The organism is Nocardia jiangxiensis NBRC 101359 (assembly GCF_000308615.1).
In the GTDB taxonomy this organism is placed as follows: domain Bacteria; phylum Actinomycetota; class Actinomycetes; order Mycobacteriales; family Mycobacteriaceae; genus Nocardia; species Nocardia jiangxiensis.
This window is the reverse complement of record NZ_BAGB01000047.1, coordinates 31,371-46,646: the sequence shown is the minus strand read 5'-3', so window position 1 is coordinate 46,646 and position 15,276 is coordinate 31,371. Positions and strand designations below refer to the sequence as shown.

Annotated in this window: 11 protein-coding genes; 7 read left to right on the top strand and 4 right to left on the bottom strand. The window is 67.2% G+C overall.

From position 1 onward, the window contains the following. The first annotated feature begins 3 nt into the window (after positions 1-3). The gene (locus tag ON40_RS20645; protein ID WP_040825869.1) at positions 4-471 is read left to right on the top strand and encodes a VOC family protein; all 468 of its coding nucleotides are present in this window, start codon (positions 4-6) and stop codon (positions 469-471) included. A 379-nt stretch (positions 472-850) separates the two neighbouring features. Here the strand turns inward: ON40_RS20645 and ON40_RS20640 are convergent, their stop codons facing one another. Further along, positions 851-2,518, bottom strand: a complete 1,668-nt coding sequence (locus ON40_RS20640) for a thiolase C-terminal domain-containing protein (RefSeq protein ID WP_040825260.1) — start codon at positions 2,516-2,518, stop codon at positions 851-853. A 252-nt stretch (positions 2,519-2,770) separates the two neighbouring features. On the opposite strand from ON40_RS20640, the gene ON40_RS20635 reads away from it, so the two are divergent. The 5 genes from ON40_RS20635 to ON40_RS20615 all read left to right on the top strand — a co-directional run bounded on the left by ON40_RS20635 (position 2,771) and on the right by ON40_RS20615 (position 9,247). After that, entirely contained in the window at positions 2,771-3,919 is a 1,149-nt protein-coding gene (locus tag ON40_RS20635) for an acyl-CoA dehydrogenase family protein (protein WP_040825259.1), read from the top strand. Positions 3,920-3,931: 12 nt separating this feature from the next. Then, entirely contained in the window at positions 3,932-4,699 is a 768-nt protein-coding gene (locus ON40_RS20630; protein WP_040825258.1) for an SDR family NAD(P)-dependent oxidoreductase, read from the top strand. A 373-nt stretch (positions 4,700-5,072) separates the two neighbouring features. Continuing rightward, on the top strand, positions 5,073-6,296 hold the full coding sequence (locus ON40_RS20625; RefSeq protein WP_174435054.1) for an acyl-CoA dehydrogenase family protein: 1,224 nt from the start codon (positions 5,073-5,075) through the stop codon (positions 6,294-6,296). A 695-nt stretch (positions 6,297-6,991) separates the two neighbouring features. Then, the gene (locus tag ON40_RS20620) at positions 6,992-8,287 is read left to right on the top strand and encodes a sialidase family protein (protein ID WP_218008826.1); all 1,296 of its coding nucleotides are present in this window, start codon (positions 6,992-6,994) and stop codon (positions 8,285-8,287) included. Between the two features lie 48 nt (positions 8,288-8,335). Further along, positions 8,336-9,247, top strand: coding sequence for an MBL fold metallo-hydrolase (locus ON40_RS20615; protein WP_083895804.1), 912 nt, complete (start codon positions 8,336-8,338; stop codon positions 9,245-9,247). 282 nt (positions 9,248-9,529) lie between these two features. On the opposite strand, the gene ON40_RS20610 is transcribed toward ON40_RS20615, so the two are convergent. From ON40_RS20610 to ON40_RS20595, 3 genes are all read right to left on the bottom strand, one after another. Then, positions 9,530-11,017: an HNH endonuclease signature motif containing protein gene (locus tag ON40_RS20610; RefSeq protein ID WP_063713056.1), complete on the bottom strand. Its 1,488-nt coding sequence runs from the start codon at positions 11,015-11,017 to the stop codon at positions 9,530-9,532. Positions 11,018-11,686: 669 nt separating this feature from the next. Beyond that, entirely contained in the window at positions 11,687-11,884 is a 198-nt protein-coding gene (locus ON40_RS20600) for a ferredoxin (protein ID WP_040825255.1), read from the bottom strand. Positions 11,885-11,908: 24 nt separating this feature from the next. Further along, the gene (locus tag ON40_RS20595; RefSeq protein ID WP_040825253.1) at positions 11,909-13,069 is read right to left on the bottom strand and encodes an acyl-CoA dehydrogenase family protein; all 1,161 of its coding nucleotides are present in this window, start codon (positions 13,067-13,069) and stop codon (positions 11,909-11,911) included. A gap of 171 nt (positions 13,070-13,240) precedes the next feature. Between ON40_RS20595 and ON40_RS20590 the strand changes: the two genes are divergently transcribed. Beyond that, positions 13,241-15,202 (top strand): alpha-ketoacid dehydrogenase subunit alpha/beta, encoded by a 1,962-nt coding sequence (locus ON40_RS20590; RefSeq protein WP_218008825.1) that lies wholly within the window; start codon positions 13,241-13,243, stop codon positions 15,200-15,202. The last annotated feature ends 74 nt before the right edge of the window (positions 15,203-15,276 follow it).

Here is a 15,276-nt window from a genome sequence, read left to right as displayed (position 1 = left end):
CGCATGACCTCTCCCATCGATGCCACGGAGATGTATCACGTCGGGATCATGGTGCCCGATATCGAGGAGGCCAAGGCCCGGTTCGCGGCGGCCGGGGGATACCGCTGGAATGAGACCAAGACCGGGAACCTGCTGGTCCGCCTGGGCGACGGCACCGAGTACATGCAGCAGATGCAATACGTGTACTCCCAGGACGCCCCGCATGTCGAGCTCGTGCAGGAGGTGCCCGGCACGCCGTGGTCGGCGGCCCCGAACGTGGCCACCCACCACATCGGCTATCTCTGCGATGATGTCGCCACGACCATCAAGCGGCTCACCGAGACGGGATTCACGCTGGAGGTGTGTGCGGTGATCGACGGCGCCCCAGCCCTTTTCGCCTACCTGCTCGATCCGGTCGGCATCCGGATCGAGATAGTGGACCGGACCATCGTGCCGGAATATCTGCGCGCGGCGGTCGCCAGGTCACGATGAGCTACGCGCATCGAAGAACCTGATATGGGTGATTTCGCGGACCGCTACGGACCGGTGGCGGAGGTGACCGGCGCATCCTCCGGGCTGGGCGTGGGTCCGCTCGTCAGCAACGCGGTTGCCTCCCGTTGATGCTGCGCGCCGACGCTTCCCTGCCGGAGCGCGCAGCATCGGGAGCTGAGGTACCGGCCTGCGGTTCGGTCGAATGCTCTTCTACCTCTCCTGATTTCGTGTAGCCGTACATGCCCGCGTCATGATTCGAGCCCGAGTGCAGGTTGCCGAATGTGCGCGACGGCGGCAGGTTTCGAGGTGTCCGCAGCGGCCCGCACCGCGCTGAACCGGAGAATTGGCTCGATTGCGGTGCGGGACCGGACCGGCGGATTCAGTACGCCGCACGCAGGAGCATCGCGCCGCCCGGTCCGCCGCCGCCGGAGGTGACGGCGGCTACCCGGGCGTCGCGGACCTGGCGGCCGTGGGCGTCGCCGCGTAGTTGCAGCATGGCCTCGCGGACGAATCCGTAGCCGTGCAGGCGGCCCGCGGAGAGTTGGCCGCCGTGCGGATTCAGGGGGAGGGGGCCGTCCAGAGCGATGGTCTTGCCGCCAGCGAGGAAATCGGTCGCCTCACCCCGGCCGCAGAAGCCCAGGCCCTCGATCCAGGACAGCGCGTTGAAGGTGAAGCCGTCGTAGATCAGCGCGACGTCCACATCGTCGGGAGTCAGGTCGGTGCGGGTCCACACGTGTGCGGACGCGCCCAGCGTCTGCGGCAGGTGGGTGAGCGTGTCCTGATCCCAGCTGAGGCGTTCGAGCATGGCTGTGCCGACCGCTTCGATCAGGACCGGCGGGCGGGGGCGATCGGCGGCGGTCTCGATCGCGGAGACGATGACGGCCACCGCGCCGTCGCAGGGCACATCGCAGTCGTAGAGGCCGAACGGCGTGCTGACCATGCGCGCGTTGAAATAGTCATCCAGTGTGAGCGGATCGCGGTACAGCGCTTCGGGATTGCGTGCCGCACCAGCGCGCGCCGTTACGGCGATGGCGCCCAACGCCTCTCGGCCGACGCCGTAGCGGTGCATATAGTGCGAGGCGTTGCAGGCGATCCACTGCGCGGCCGACATCGCGCCGAACGGTGCGCGCCATTCCATCATGCCGGTCGCGCGACCGCCCTCGGGTTTCCACTCGCCGGACCGCAGCAGCGCGCTGTGTGAGGCTTCCCAGACGGTGCGGAAACACAGCACGTGCCGGCACAGCCCGGAGGCGACCGCGAGCATGGCGGCGGTGATGGACCCGATCTGCCCGGGAACCTCGCGTGCGCCGTTGAACCAGGTGGGGCGGAGTTGCAGGGCCTCGGTCAGGGCCGCGACACCGCCCTCGCCGAGGCCGCCGGACACGCCCGCGCCCGGATAGGTGGACAGTCCGTCGATATCGTCCAGCGCGAGCCCGGCGTCCTGGACCGCGGCCAGACAGGCATCGACGGTGAGCGAGACCGGGTCGACCATGAGCCGCCTGCCGACCTGTGATTGCCCGACGCCGGTCAGTGCGACCCGGTCCTCGTATTTCTGCGCGGAAGCCGTGGGCCGCAACGAGATCCGGACATCGCGTGGTTCGGGTAGCGGTCCGGGGCCCTCGGTGGCCTCGGTGTCCGGATCGGGTTCGAACAGCGGAATGTACAGATCCTCGTGCTGTTCGAAACGCACCCGTACCCGCATCCCGAGGTGCACCGAATCCGGTTCGCAGCCAACGATATTGGTGGTCAGCCGGGCGCGATCGTCCTCGTCGAGGGCGACCACCGCGACCACGTACGGCGGCGGGAACGCGGGCAGCCAGGTCTGATGGTTGACGCTGAATCCGACGACGGTCGCCTTCCCGGAGGTCGGCGTCGGCTCCACCGCTCGGCTGTGACACGTGGGGCAGACCGGCATCGGCGGATGGAACCATCGTTGACAGTCACCGCATCGGGAGATCCGCAGTATCCCGTCCGCACCGGAGCGCCAGAACTCGGCGCTGGCGAGGGTCGGTTGCGGTAGCGGGCGGACCGGGATCGGTTCATCCATCGTATTTCCTTCGTCCGTTCCATCCGGTCTGTCCCGGTGGACAGGTTCGCGGTGTGCGCTCCGAGACAGTGAGATGTCTTCTTTCCGGCCAGTGGGATCGACCGTGGTCAGCCTAATAGTATCCTTAATGATGGCAGAAGCTGCCGCGTGTGATCGAAGGTCTCACCTAATTTTCGTGGTATGCGTCGGCGCAGGCTGCACTACCTGGGCGTTATGTGATAAATACGTATACTTAATAGAGAAGGAGCTCGGATGCGTCGGACACTGTTCACTCAGGATCACGAGGATTTCCGCCTCCTGGTCCGGGACTACCTCGCTCGCGAGGTAGTCCCGGTCTACGAGCAGTGGCGCGAAGCCGGGCTGGTGCCGCGCGAATTGTTCACCGCCCTGGGCGAACTCGGCATCATCGGCACCTCGATTCCGGAGGAGTACGGCGGCGGAGGGCAGCACGACTACCGCTTCAATGTGGTCATCCAGGAGGAGACCGCACGGGCGAACGTCACGCTGGGTGGGCTGCGCACGCATCTGGACGTGGTCGTACCGTATTTCCTCGGCTTGGCCAACGAGGAGCAGCGCGGGCGCTGGTTCCCGGGACTCGCGTCGGGCGAGTTGTACTCCGCGATCGCGATGAGCGAGCCGGGCACCGGCTCGGATCTGGCGGGTATCGCGACCGCCGCGGCCCGCGACGGTGACCACTATGTGCTCAATGGCGCAAAGACTTTCATCACCGGCGGCTATCACGCCGATCTGGTGATCGTCGCCGCGCGCACCTCCACCGATCCGGACAACCGGCGCGCCGGGCTGACGCTGCTCGTGGTCGAGAAGGGCATGCCCGGTTTCACCGTCGGCCGCAAACTGGACAAATTGGGACTGACTGTCCAGGACACGGTCGAGCTGTCCTTCGTCGACGTGCGCGTCCCGGTGGCCAATATCCTGGGCGAGGAGGGCGTGGCCTTCTCCTACCTCGGCCGCAATCTGGCGCAGGAGCGCCTGGCCATCGCGGTGGGCGCGGTCGCGCAGACCCGGGCCGCGATCGACCAGACCATCGGCTACGTGCGTGACCGAAAGGTGTTCGGCCAGCCGGTATCTCAATTCCAGAACACCAAATTCGAACTGGCCGCGATGTCCGCGGATCTCGAGGCCGCGCAGGCCCTGCTCGATGCCGCGATCAGCGCCCTGGCCGAGGGCGAGCTGAGCCCGGTGGACGCGGCCAAGACCAAGCTGTTCTGCACCGAGACCCAGGGCCGGGTCGTGGATCGCTGCCTGCAGCTGCACGGCGGCTACGGCTACATCCTGGAATACCCGATCGCCCGGCTCTACGCCGATGCCCGGGTGTCGCGCATCTACGGCGGCACCAGCGAGGTGCTCAAGACCATCATCAGTAAATCCCTTGGCCTGTAAGGAGTTTCACCTATGAATATCGACGGATCCAGCGCTCTGGTCACCGGTGGCGCGTCCGGGCTCGGCCTGGCCACCGCGCGGCGCATCATCGAGCGCGGCGGCCGCGTCGTGATCGCCGACTTCTCCGAGGAACAGGGCGCCAAGGCGGTCGCCGAACTCGGTGACGCTGCCCATTTCGTCTACGCCGACATCACCGACGAGGCCGCGGTCTCCGCCGCCCTGGACGCCGCGCAGGAGCGTGGGCCGCTGCGTTTCGCCGTGCATTGCGCGGGCCGCGGCGGCGACCGGGTCCGGATCCTGGACCGCGAGCGCACCCCCGGCGCACTGGACACCTTCGCCGAGGTGGTGCGGGTGAATCTGGTCGGCACCTACAACGTGCTGCGCCTGGCCGCCTCGCGCATCGCCGAGAACGAGGTCGTGGACGGTGATCGCGGCGCGATCGTGCTGACCGCCTCGGTGGCGGCGTTCGACGGTCAGATCGGGCAGACCTCCTACACTGCGGCCAAGGCCGGCGTGCACGGCATCACCCTGGTCGCCGCCCGCGACCTGGCCAGCTGGCAGATCCGGGTCAACACCATCGCGCCCGGCGTGATGGACACCCCCATGCTCAGCCGCCTTCGCAAGGACATCCGCGAGAGCATCGCCGCCACCGTCCCGCACCCCAAGCGCCTGGGCACCGGCGAGGATTACGCGCGCCTGGCGGTCGAACTGCTCGAGAACCCCTACCTCAACGGCCAGACCATCCGCCTCGACGGCGCGGTCCGCATGGCCCCGCGCTGAACCGACATCGTGCCGCCCCTCGAGATGACGCTGCACCCGAGCCTGGCCTGTCCTCGGGCCGGGCTGTGTTCGGGATGGGGTTGTGTCGGGGGCCGGGGTGTGTTCGGGACTGGGCTGCTCTCGGGATGGGGTGTGTCGGGAACCGAGTTGCCTTGGGGCCGGGGTGTGTCCGGGACTGGGCTGGCCTCGGGCCGGGCTGTGTTCGGGATGGGGTGTGTCGGGAACCAAGTTGCCCTGGGGCCGGGCTGCGTCCCGGACTGGGCTGCCCTCGGGCCGAGCTGCGTTCGAGGCCGGGCTGCCCCGGGCTCGTGCTGTGTTTTTCCAGCCCACGCTGTCTTCGATACCGCGCTGTCTTCGAGAGAAGGAGAAACAGGTGACGTCAACTTCTATACAGGATGGCCACCCGGTCGAGACCGACGAGCAGTTCCGGGTGCGATTGCGGGCCTTCCTGGCCGACAATCGTCCAGGCCGCCGCCCGAAGGATCCCGCGGAGCGGTTGTCTTGGCAGAAGGCATGGCTGGCAACGCTTTTCGACGCCGGATTCGCCGGGCCGAGCTGGCCGCGCGAATACGGCGGGATGGATCTGAGCTTCGCCCAGCAGGTGATCTATCAGGAGGAGTACGCCCGCGCCCGGGTGCCGCGCCCGCTCGGGACCGGGCTCGGCATCGCCGCGCCGACGATCATCAAGTACGGTTCGCCGGAACAGAAGGAGCGGTTCCTGCGGCCGATGCTGCGCGGCGACAAGGTCTGGGCGCAGGGCTATTCCGAGCCCGGCGCGGGTTCGGATCTGCCCGCGTTGCGCACCACCGCGCGGCGCGAGGGCGGGGGGCCCGACGATCCGGACGCGGAGTACGTGGTCAACGGCCAGAAGGTGTGGAACAGCGCGGCCGATATCGCCGATATCCTGTTCACCCTGGTCCGCACCGGTCCGGCGGGCTCGCGCCAGGAGGGCATCAGCTATCTGCTGATCGATGCGAACACCCCGGGCGTGAGCGTGCGGCCGCTGCGCGATCTGACCGGTGACGCGCACTTCTGCGAGATCTTCTTCACCGATGTGCGTGTCCCCGTTGCCAATCGAATCGGGGAGGAGAACGGCGGCTGGCCGCTCGTGCGCACCAGCCTCGGCCACGAGCGCGCGGCCGGTGCGATGAATCAGGCGGCGCTGTACCGGCGGGTGCTGGACGAGTTGATCGAGCTGGCGCACGAACGCGGTGCGACCGCCGATCCGCTCGTGCGCGACCGGCTCGCGGATTTCGAGATGCGGGTCCGGATCATGCGCCTGACCGGGATGCGGACCATCGCCGACATCATGGCCAAGGGCGAGCCCGGCCCGGCGTCCTCGACGTCGCGACTGTTCATCGTCACCTTCGAACAGGAGTTGCACGAGTTCGCGCTGGATCTGCTCGGCGGCTACGGAATCCTGGACCGCAACGATCCACACGCGGTGCAGCGCGGTCGCTGGGTGTGGGGATTCCTGCGCACCCGGGCCTCCAGTATTGGCGCGGGAACCACTGAGATTCAACGTAATACGATTGCCGAGCAGGTGCTGGGGCTGCCTCGCGACCCGTCGATGCCGAGCGCGGGAAAGTCGCGCTGAGCGTGGCGCGATGCTGGGAGATGGGCGGGCATACCTTGCGCGATGCTCGGGGTGAGTGGGGTGCGCGGGTCGTGCGCGGTGAGCAGGGCGTGCGGGACGTGGTCCAGCCTCGGCGACGAACCACGCGACGGCACACACGTTTTCATGTACGCGCTGTCGATGCCGACTGTGGGAAAGTCGCGGTGAGCGTGGCGCGATGCTGGGAGATGGGCGGGCGTGCCTCGCACGAGGCTCGGGGCAGCGGGGCGCGCGGGCTGAGCGGGGCGTGCGGGGTGTGCGGGACGTGGTCCAGCCTCGGCGACGAACCACGCGACGGCACACACGTTTTCATGTACGCGCTGTCGATGCCGACTGTGGGAAGGTCGCGGTGAGCGTGGCGCGATGCTGGGGGATGAGCGGGCGTGCCTGGCGCGATGGCCGGGGTGAGCGGGGTGTGCGGGTCGTGCAGGGTGAGTGCGTCCTGCGGGGTGAGCAGGCCGCGCGGGGTGAGCAGGGTGTAGGGGGTGAGCAGGGTGCGGGGGTGAGCAGGGTGAGTAGGCCGCGCAGGGTGAGCAGGATGTGCGGTGTGAGCGGGGCACGCGTCGTATGGCACTGGGGTGGGCGGGGCCTGCGGAGCGTGGCGGTGTGAGTGGGGTGTGCGTGGTAACGCTGTCACTGTCGAGCGGGTTCCGGGATGCGTGTCGAGGAGGCTTCTGGTGAAACGAATTGTGGCCGTGTTGATCACGGGTCTGCTGGTGTGGGTCGCACCTGCCGGGTCGGCCACGCCGGTGGATTCGTCCGCGATCTACGAGGTCGATGTGACCAACACGCCGGCACTGAAGGAGGGCCAGCCCAGCCTGGCGGTGAATCCGGCCGATCCGGACAATCTCGTCTACACCACGACGATCTTCCCGGCCACTCCGGGCAAGGGCATTCCCGTGGGTCCGTGCTTCGTCGCGTATTCCACCGATGCCGGGCAGACCTGGCATAGGACCACGTGGCCGTTGCAGGCCGGGCATCAGTGCGGTGAACCGAATGTCGCCGTGGACTCGGCGGGCACGTTCTACCTGCTGGACAATCAGGTCAACGACACGCTGCTGCCGAACCTGGCGAATATGGGCGTGGTGTCCAGGTCCCGGGACGGCGGGCGCACGTGGTCCGCGCCGGTGGTCACGCCGCTGCACCTGAGCGGCGCGCCGAAACTGCGGGTGGATCAGTCGACCGGCAAGATCTACGCGGTCGGCGGCGCGCAATGGGAACAGCCCAGCGCGGTGACGGTCAGCGCGGACGGCGGATCGACTTGGACTGCGCCACAGACGATTCCGGGCGCGCATCCCTGCCCGACGACTCCGGCGCTGGCGCAGATCTGCGGATATCCGGGACGTCAGATCGCGGTGAATCACGGTGTCCTGGTGTCGGGTTCGCAGGATGGTTCCTCGGTCCTGGTGCATGTCAGCCGCGACGACGGCCGCACCTGGACGAGCTTGCCCGTGACCAACGGTAAGGGCGTGCCGGTCGTACCGGGCACGGGTTCGCTGGTGCCGTCGCTGCAAGTTGGCGCGTCGGGTGATCCGCTGCCCTGGCTGTCCGCGGACTCCTCGCGCGCTGGCCGATTCGCGGTCATGGTGCCGCGCGATGCGGCGTTCGAGGTCTATACCACCGGCGACAACGGGCGAACCTGGAGCGGCCCGGCCGTGATCGATGCGCCGAATGCCCAGCGCCCGTGGATGGAATACGGCCCGACCGGGGATCTCGGCGTGATGTGGCGTACCAATGCCGTGGACGCATTCTCCACGGTGTCCTTCGACGGCGGACATTCGTTCAGCGCACCGGTGCGGGTCAACCACGTCACGCAGCCGCGGGGCCAGTCCGGCCCGCCCGGTGACCGCTCGTCCTCGATCGCGCTCATCAATCGCTATGCGTTCGTCGCATGGTCCGATGCTCGCGCCGGTGAACTCGACGGCATTTTCGGACGCGTTCCGCTGAGCGCGTACCGGCACAACTTCCGTTAGGCGCGAACCATTCCGTTGTCGCGTCACGAACCATGACAAGGTGACATCGTGGCACTACGAATCGGACGCGCACAGATCGAAAGGGTTGCCGAGCAACACTTTTCGGTGCCGTTCACCCTCCTGACCGAGGACCGGGACTTCATTGCCCGCCGAATATCGCCGCTGCCCGGCGGATTTCTCGATCCGGCGGCGATGACCTTCGAATTCTCCTGTCACAGTTGGATAATCCGGGTCGACAGCCGAACGGTGCTGGTCGATCCGTGCAACGGCAACGGCCGCACCCGGGGCGTCCCACAGTTCGACGACAGCGATTTCCCGTACCTGGAACGCCTGGCCGAGATCGGCGTCCCCGCCGAATCCATCGATATCGTCTTCTGCACCCACCTGCACAACGATCACTGCGGCTGGAATACGATGTTGCGCAAGGGAAAATGGGTGCCCACCTTCCCGAACGCCACCTACCTGTTCGTGGACTCCGAATATCGGCGCTGGGACACCGCCCGCGCCGAACCACACCCGAACGATTTCAACGTCTCGGTATTCGACGAATGTGTCCGTCCCATAGTCGAATCCGGCCGCGCGGAGATAGTCGCCGCGACACATTCGATCTCCGCCAGTCTCTCGCTGGACCCGGCGACCGGCCACACCGAGGGCCACACGATGCTGTGCTTGACCTCCGAGGGTGAGCACGCATATTTCACCGGCGACGTCCTGCACCACCCCGCCCAAGTCTCCCGCCCCGAACTACACCTGGGTGGCTGCGACAATCTCGAGACCGCCATCGCCACCCGCCGTTCGGTATGCCAGCGGATATCCGAGGAGAACGCCCTGATCTTCCCGGCGCATTTCTCCGCACCGCACTACGGCCGCATCACCCACGAGGCCGACGAATACGTCTTCGTCCCCGCAGGCGCCCGCGGCTCCCTCGGCACGGGTGTGATCCGCGTGCTGTCGGGATAGGAGAACACTGCGGGCCTGCGGCGGTCGAACCATCAGCAGGGGTGAGTAGATCCTGGTGAGTCGGCCGAGTGCCCGGCGAGGATGATTCCTCCGCGGGGTTCACGCCGCGACGTCCCCGGATCTTGGCTCTCGCCACCACCGCCGACGTGCGGCACGTTCACGTTCCCGGCGAGCGTGGACCCAGCCCTGCGGTGATGCCCGACCGCCCCGCGCCGCCGGACTGGCGATCAAGGCATCGGGGCCACGCGAGAGTGCCCCGGCAGGGGTAGTCCCCTGCCGGGTTCACGCCGCGACATCACCGGGTCTTCGCTCCCGCATCCCACACTGCCGCGCAGCATGTTGACGCTCCCAGCGGGCATGGATCCCCGCCACGGTCTGCGCGAGTAACTCACCCGCGCGGTGGCGGTGGTTGACTCGCGGCGTGCCGGTGGGATCGATGTGTTCGGGTGCGATCCATGCGGTCCTGCCCGCGAACTGCGAATCATCGCCCAGCACAACAGTTTTCCAACCCGTGGCGCTGTCGTCGATCAACGAGTGGCAGTGATCGCAGGCCAGAACCAGGTTCTCGATATCGGTCCGGCCACCCTTGCGGTAATCCCGGACGTGATGCACCGCGCACAGGGATGCGGGTGCATCACAGCCCGGCCGGGAACACCCACCCAACGCCGCGATCAACGACAATCGTTGCGCGGGGGAAGCCAACCGGCGCATCCGCCCCAAATGCAGCGGCAGCCCGGCGGGGTCGAATACGGCCAGATACGGGCGTGACTTCTCCGCCAGCCGCAACGCTACGGGCATTGGGACCGTGCCACCGGTCGCGGTGGTCGCGACTCCGGATGCTCGTTCCACGTCCTCGAGGCACATGGTGAGCACGGTGGTGACCGGGAGCCCGCGGTGTGAACCCAACGCGTGAGTGTCCACCAACGATCCCAGCAGCAGGGTGAAGGCGTCATGCGTACGCTGCTCGACAGTACGCGTATCACGCTGTGCCGCAGCAGTAATCACCTCCGGATCGGTGCAGTCGACATCGGCACCGGGGCTGGCCGGATCCTCCGGGTTCCCTACACCCGGGCGCGCATACTTGGCCAGCACCGGATCCAACAGTGCGCGCAGGGTCGGGTCGATCTCCCCGCCGATCGGAGACATCCCATCCGGGCGCTGCCGCCCGATCCTGATCCCGCGCATGCGGGCACGATCGGTGTCGTCGGTGTTTTTCCCATCCGGGTCCAGATGCGCCAGAATGCTGTCGCCGATCTTGCCGATATCATCCGGTGATCCAGTGGTCGCGAAGTCGGCCAGGATCTGTTCCGCCGCTTCCCGATCCACCGCCTCGACCCCGCGTGAAACCCTGCCCATCACCGTCGCGATCCCGCGAGCGTGCTCGACCGAGATATCCCCGCACCGCAACGCCGCTGCCGTGCAGGGAAGTTCGGGTTCACGCTCATCACCAGCCAAGTTGTGAAACACCCCGACTCGCGCGGCCGCCCGTACGCGCGCCCCAGCCGCGGCATGCGACAGGCGCAGTGTTTCCATCAGGAACCATTTGATCGTTTTCGCTCCCGAATTAGCCGGAATCGACCGGGAGTCCACCTCGATCAACACCCGATGCTGCACCGCGGCCAGCATCCGCGCCGCCCGCTCCGCTCCGCGCAGCAATTCCACTACCGCATCATCGGACAGCGGGGTCAGTGATCGCTCGACCAGCTCACCGACGGCAGCCAGCAGCGCTGCCGCGTCCGGCCCCTCGCTCGACTTGCTGTTCGAAATCATGTTCGAATTCTATCCTGGGAACCGGTCTCACCAACACCCCGCAACCCATGTGAAATCCGAATCTTCACTCTGGACAAACGCCCAAACATGCCTGCACACACCACTTTTCGACAAACCCCAGCTCGCCGACGGCGTCCGGCCATGCTCCTCGCGACCGGACAGCAAAGATCCAGACTGCAACAGATCCGGGAGGCGCAGACTGCTGCGCACTTGTGGGATCCGATAGGTCACTCGATATGTGCACGGGCGGGCGGAATGGAGCCCGTCGAAGGGCTCCTCCAGCGGTTTGTCGACGCGATACGGCTCTTGGCAGAGGCCGCCTTCGCAAGCTGAAATGCCACGACCGCAACAGTTTCGGGCAGTGCTTCCGTCAGTGCCCGCGGCGCGAACGGCGTGTAATGGACCGTCCAACTCACGCCCTATGCCCTCGAGACGCCCTGCCATGCGGGCGGCGATCGCGTCGAGGGTCGAGTATTCGTCGGTCTCCTCGGACTCCCTGATGTCCGCTACCGCCTCGGTTTCGACAAGACGTCGAGCGTCTCCCGCACGGATTCGTACTCGGCCATGGAAAACCGCCGCAGGTCGGCCGTCGTGCGTGGTCGTATAGCTGTCGTGCGTGGTTCATGGCTGGTGTCCGCCGGGCCGATCACTCTCCGAACGCTTTTGCCGCTACTCCTCGACGATGGACAACGCACCCGACGGGCACATTCGCACTGCCGCCCGCGCGGACTCCGCCAGCGCGCCGTCGGGGCGTTCGAGCAGTACTCGCACCAGACCGTCCCCGGCGTCCTGGTCGAAAACCGCTGGCTCGTGGAATACGCACTGTCCCGAGCCGATGCAGACGTCGCGATCCCCTGCTATCCGCATTCGTCCCTGCCTTTTCGTTCGGTCTCAGCCCCGCGCGGCGCGAAGGACGTTGCGGGCGATGACGTTTCGCTGGATTTCGTTGGTGCCCTCGCCGATCTCCAGGACCTTGGCGTCGGCGTAGAGGCGGGAGATCTTGGATTCCCGGATGTAGCCGTAGCCGCCGTGGATCTGGACACTCGCGCTGGCGGCGCGGTTGGCGAGTTCGGAGGCGTAGAGCTTGGCCATGGCTGCGGCCTGGCCGAAGGGGCGGCCGTTGTCGGCCAGCCACGCGGCGCGGTAGACCAGGGCGCGGGCGGCGTCGACCTCGGTGGCCATGTCGGCGATCTTGTGTTGGACGGCCTGGAACGCGGACAGTGGACTGCCGAACTGTTCTCGTTGTGCCGCATGCTCGGTCGCCAGGCGCAGGGCTTCCTGGGCGAGGGATAGGGACAGGGCCGCGACGCTGATCCGGCCGCCGTCCAGGACGTCGAGGAACTGCCGCAGACCGTTGCCCTCCTCGCCGATCAGGTTCTCGCCGGGGATGCGGCAGTTCTCGAAGATCAGTTCGCGGCTGTCCATCGCGTGCCAGCCGAGCTTCTTCAGCGGTGCGCCGACGGTGTATCCCGGTGTGCCGGTGGGGATGAAGAAGGTGCCGTAGCGCTTGGCGCCGTCGGGGCTGGTTCCGGTGACCGCGAGGATGGTGACGCCGAGGCTGATCTCGGTGCCGGCGTTGGTGATGAACATCTTGGTGCCGTCGATGATCCAGTCGCCGCCGTCGGGGCGTGCGGTCGTGCGGATACCGCTCGCATCCGAACCCGCGGTCGGCTCGGTCAGGCCGAATGCGCCGATGTGCGTGCCCTGGGCCAGCGGGGCGAGCCAGCGCTGCTTCTGCTCGTCGGTGCCGTAGGCGGCCAGGGGTAGCGAGGCGATGGTGGAATGCGCGTTCCAGCAGGCGGCAAGGGATTGATCGGCCGCGCCGATCGCCTCCATGGCCGCGACGTACGCGAGGTAACCGGCGGCGGTGCCGCCGTACTGTTCGGGAATCAACAGGCCGGTCAGATCCAGTTCGCCCATCTTCAGGAATACGTCGGCGGGAAACCGCTCGGCCTCGGACCATTCCTGCGCGTACGGCTCGATCTCCGCCGCGGCGAAGTCCCGGCACAGCTTCTGCAGCTCGAGTGCCTCGGCGGGCAGGTCTAGATCCATGTCGAGTCCGTCCTGTCGTTGGCCGCGTCCGACCGGCCCTTGTTTTCTCGAACGACCGGTATAATATTTACCATCAGCACCTCGCGTCAACACGTGACGCCGGGGCGGCCCCGTGAACCGATCGGCAGAAGGCCAGTGACATTGACCGAATCAGTCTCGAATGCAACGGATTTGGCGAGCGCGGAGGTGGTGTGCGAGCTGTACCGGAGGATGTTCCTGATCCGGCGGTTCGAGGAGCGATCCGCCGAGCTCTACCGCGACGGCCGGATTCCGGGCTTCCTGCACCTGTCCATCGGCCAGGAGGCATCCGCGGTCGGGGCCTGCTGGCCCCTGGACGACCGGGACGTGGTGACCTCCACCCATCGCGGGCACGGCCACTGCATCGCCAAGGGCCTGGATGTGGAGGGCATGTTCGCGGAGTTGATGGGTAAGGAGACCGGCACCTGTAAGGGGCGCGGCGGTTCCATGCACATCGCCGACCCGCGCCGGGGCATCTTCGGCGCGAACGGCATCGTGGGCGCGGGCCTGCCGATCGCCGACGGTGCGGCCACCGCCGCCCAGCTGCGCGGCGACGGGGGAGTGGTGGTCGCCTTCTTCGGCGACGGCGCCGTGGCCCAGGGGGTATTCCACGAGGCGGTGAACCTGGCGGCGGTCTGGGATCTGCCGGTCGTGTTCTGGTGCGAGAACAACGGCTACTCCGAATTCTCGCCGGCGGCCGATCAGCACCGCGCGGGCCTGCGCGAGCGCGCGGCCGGTTACGGCGTCGGCTTCGAGGCCGTGGACGGCAACGATGTGCTGCGGGTGGCCGAGTTGCAGGCCCGGCTGGTGGCGGATCTGCGCGCCGGGGCGGGCCCGGTGATCGTCGAGGCCGCCACCTACCGCTGGCACGGGCACTACGAGGGCGATCCCGAAAACTACCGGGACACAGCTGAACTCGACGCCTGGAAGCAGCACGATCCGCTGCTGGTACTCGGTGCGGTGATGCGGTCGGGCGGTCTGGCCGAGCAACTCGCGAATATCGAACGCGAGGTCGAGGCCGTCATCGCCGCCGCCATCGAGAAGGCCGAGGCGGCCGCCTATCCCGCGCCCGAGACGGTCGCCGACCACGTCACCACGCCCCGGCCCGAGCTGGCCGAACCCGCGGAGCCGACCGAGGGCTCGCTCAAGATCATGCATGCGATCACCAACGCGCTCACCAAGGAACTCGAGGACGACCCGTCGGTCTTCCTGGCGGGCATCGATGTCGGCAAGGGCGGCAATGTCTTCGCCCTGACTCGCGGTCTGGCACAACGTTTCCCGGGCCGCGTGCGGGACACGCCGATCTCGGAGAGTGCGATCATGGGAACCGCGGTCGGCGCGGCCATGGCCGGATACAAGCCGGTCGTGGAGCTGATGTACTTCGATTTCATCGGCGTGTGCCTGGATCAACTGATGAATCAGGCGGCGAAACTGCGTTTCATGACCGGCGGCGCGGTGACCATGCCACTGGTGGTGCGCACCCAGTTCGCGGCCGGAAAGTCCTCGGGCAGTCAGCATTCGCAGAGTCTCGAGGCCCTGCTCGCGCATATTCCGGGCCTGACCGTGGTGATGCCGTCCACGCCAGCCGACACCTATGGGCTGCTGCGCGCGGCGATCCAGGATCCGAATCCGGTGGTATTCATCGAGAATCGCCTGTTGTACGGCCGGAAGGGCCCGCAGCCGCCCGCCGACCACATCGTGCCGCTGGGTAAGGCGATCGTGCGGCGGCCCGGCACCGATGTGACCGTGGTGTCCTATTCGAAGATGATGTACGACTGCCTGGCCGTGGCCGATCACCTTGCCGCCGAGGGGCTTTCGGTGGAGGTGATCGACCTGCGCACGATCAGCCCGCTGGATTTCGACACCGTGCTGACCTCGTTGCGCAAAACCAATCGCCTGGTGGTCGTCCACCAGGCGGTGGGCGAATTCGGGGTCGGCGCGGAATTGGCAGCGCGGGCCGTGCGGGAGGGTTTCTGGTATCTGGACGCACCGGTCATCCGGGTCACCGCCGGGCCGACGCCCGCGCCGTATTCCCCGGAGCTGGAACAACTCTGGCTGCCCGATGAGGCGCGGATCGAGGCGGCGATCCGGGAATCGTACGACATGCGGTCGTGACCAGGCACGATAGTTTCGACCGAGTGGTCGATCTTGCTTATACTGGCCGTTCGACGCAAAGTGCGACGACCGAG

What these genes read in the sequence shown, in the direction of transcription:
- ON40_RS20645 (WP_040825869.1), top strand. Translation starts at nt 4, where the DNA reads ATGACCTCTCCCATCGATGCCACGGAGATGTATCACGTCGGGATCATG.
- ON40_RS20640 (WP_040825260.1), bottom strand. Translation starts at nt 2,518, where the DNA reads ATGGATGAACCGATCCCGGTCCGCCCGCTACCGCAACCGACCCTCGCC.
- ON40_RS20635 (WP_040825259.1), top strand. Translation starts at nt 2,771, where the DNA reads ATGCGTCGGACACTGTTCACTCAGGATCACGAGGATTTCCGCCTCCTG.
- ON40_RS20630 (WP_040825258.1), top strand. Translation starts at nt 3,932, where the DNA reads ATGAATATCGACGGATCCAGCGCTCTGGTCACCGGTGGCGCGTCCGGG.
- ON40_RS20610 (WP_063713056.1), bottom strand. Translation starts at nt 11,017, where the DNA reads ATGATTTCGAACAGCAAGTCGAGCGAGGGGCCGGACGCGGCAGCGCTG.
- ON40_RS20600 (WP_040825255.1), bottom strand. Translation starts at nt 11,884, where the DNA reads ATGCGGATAGCAGGGGATCGCGACGTCTGCATCGGCTCGGGACAGTGC.
- ON40_RS20595 (WP_040825253.1), bottom strand. Translation starts at nt 13,069, where the DNA reads ATGGATCTAGACCTGCCCGCCGAGGCACTCGAGCTGCAGAAGCTGTGC.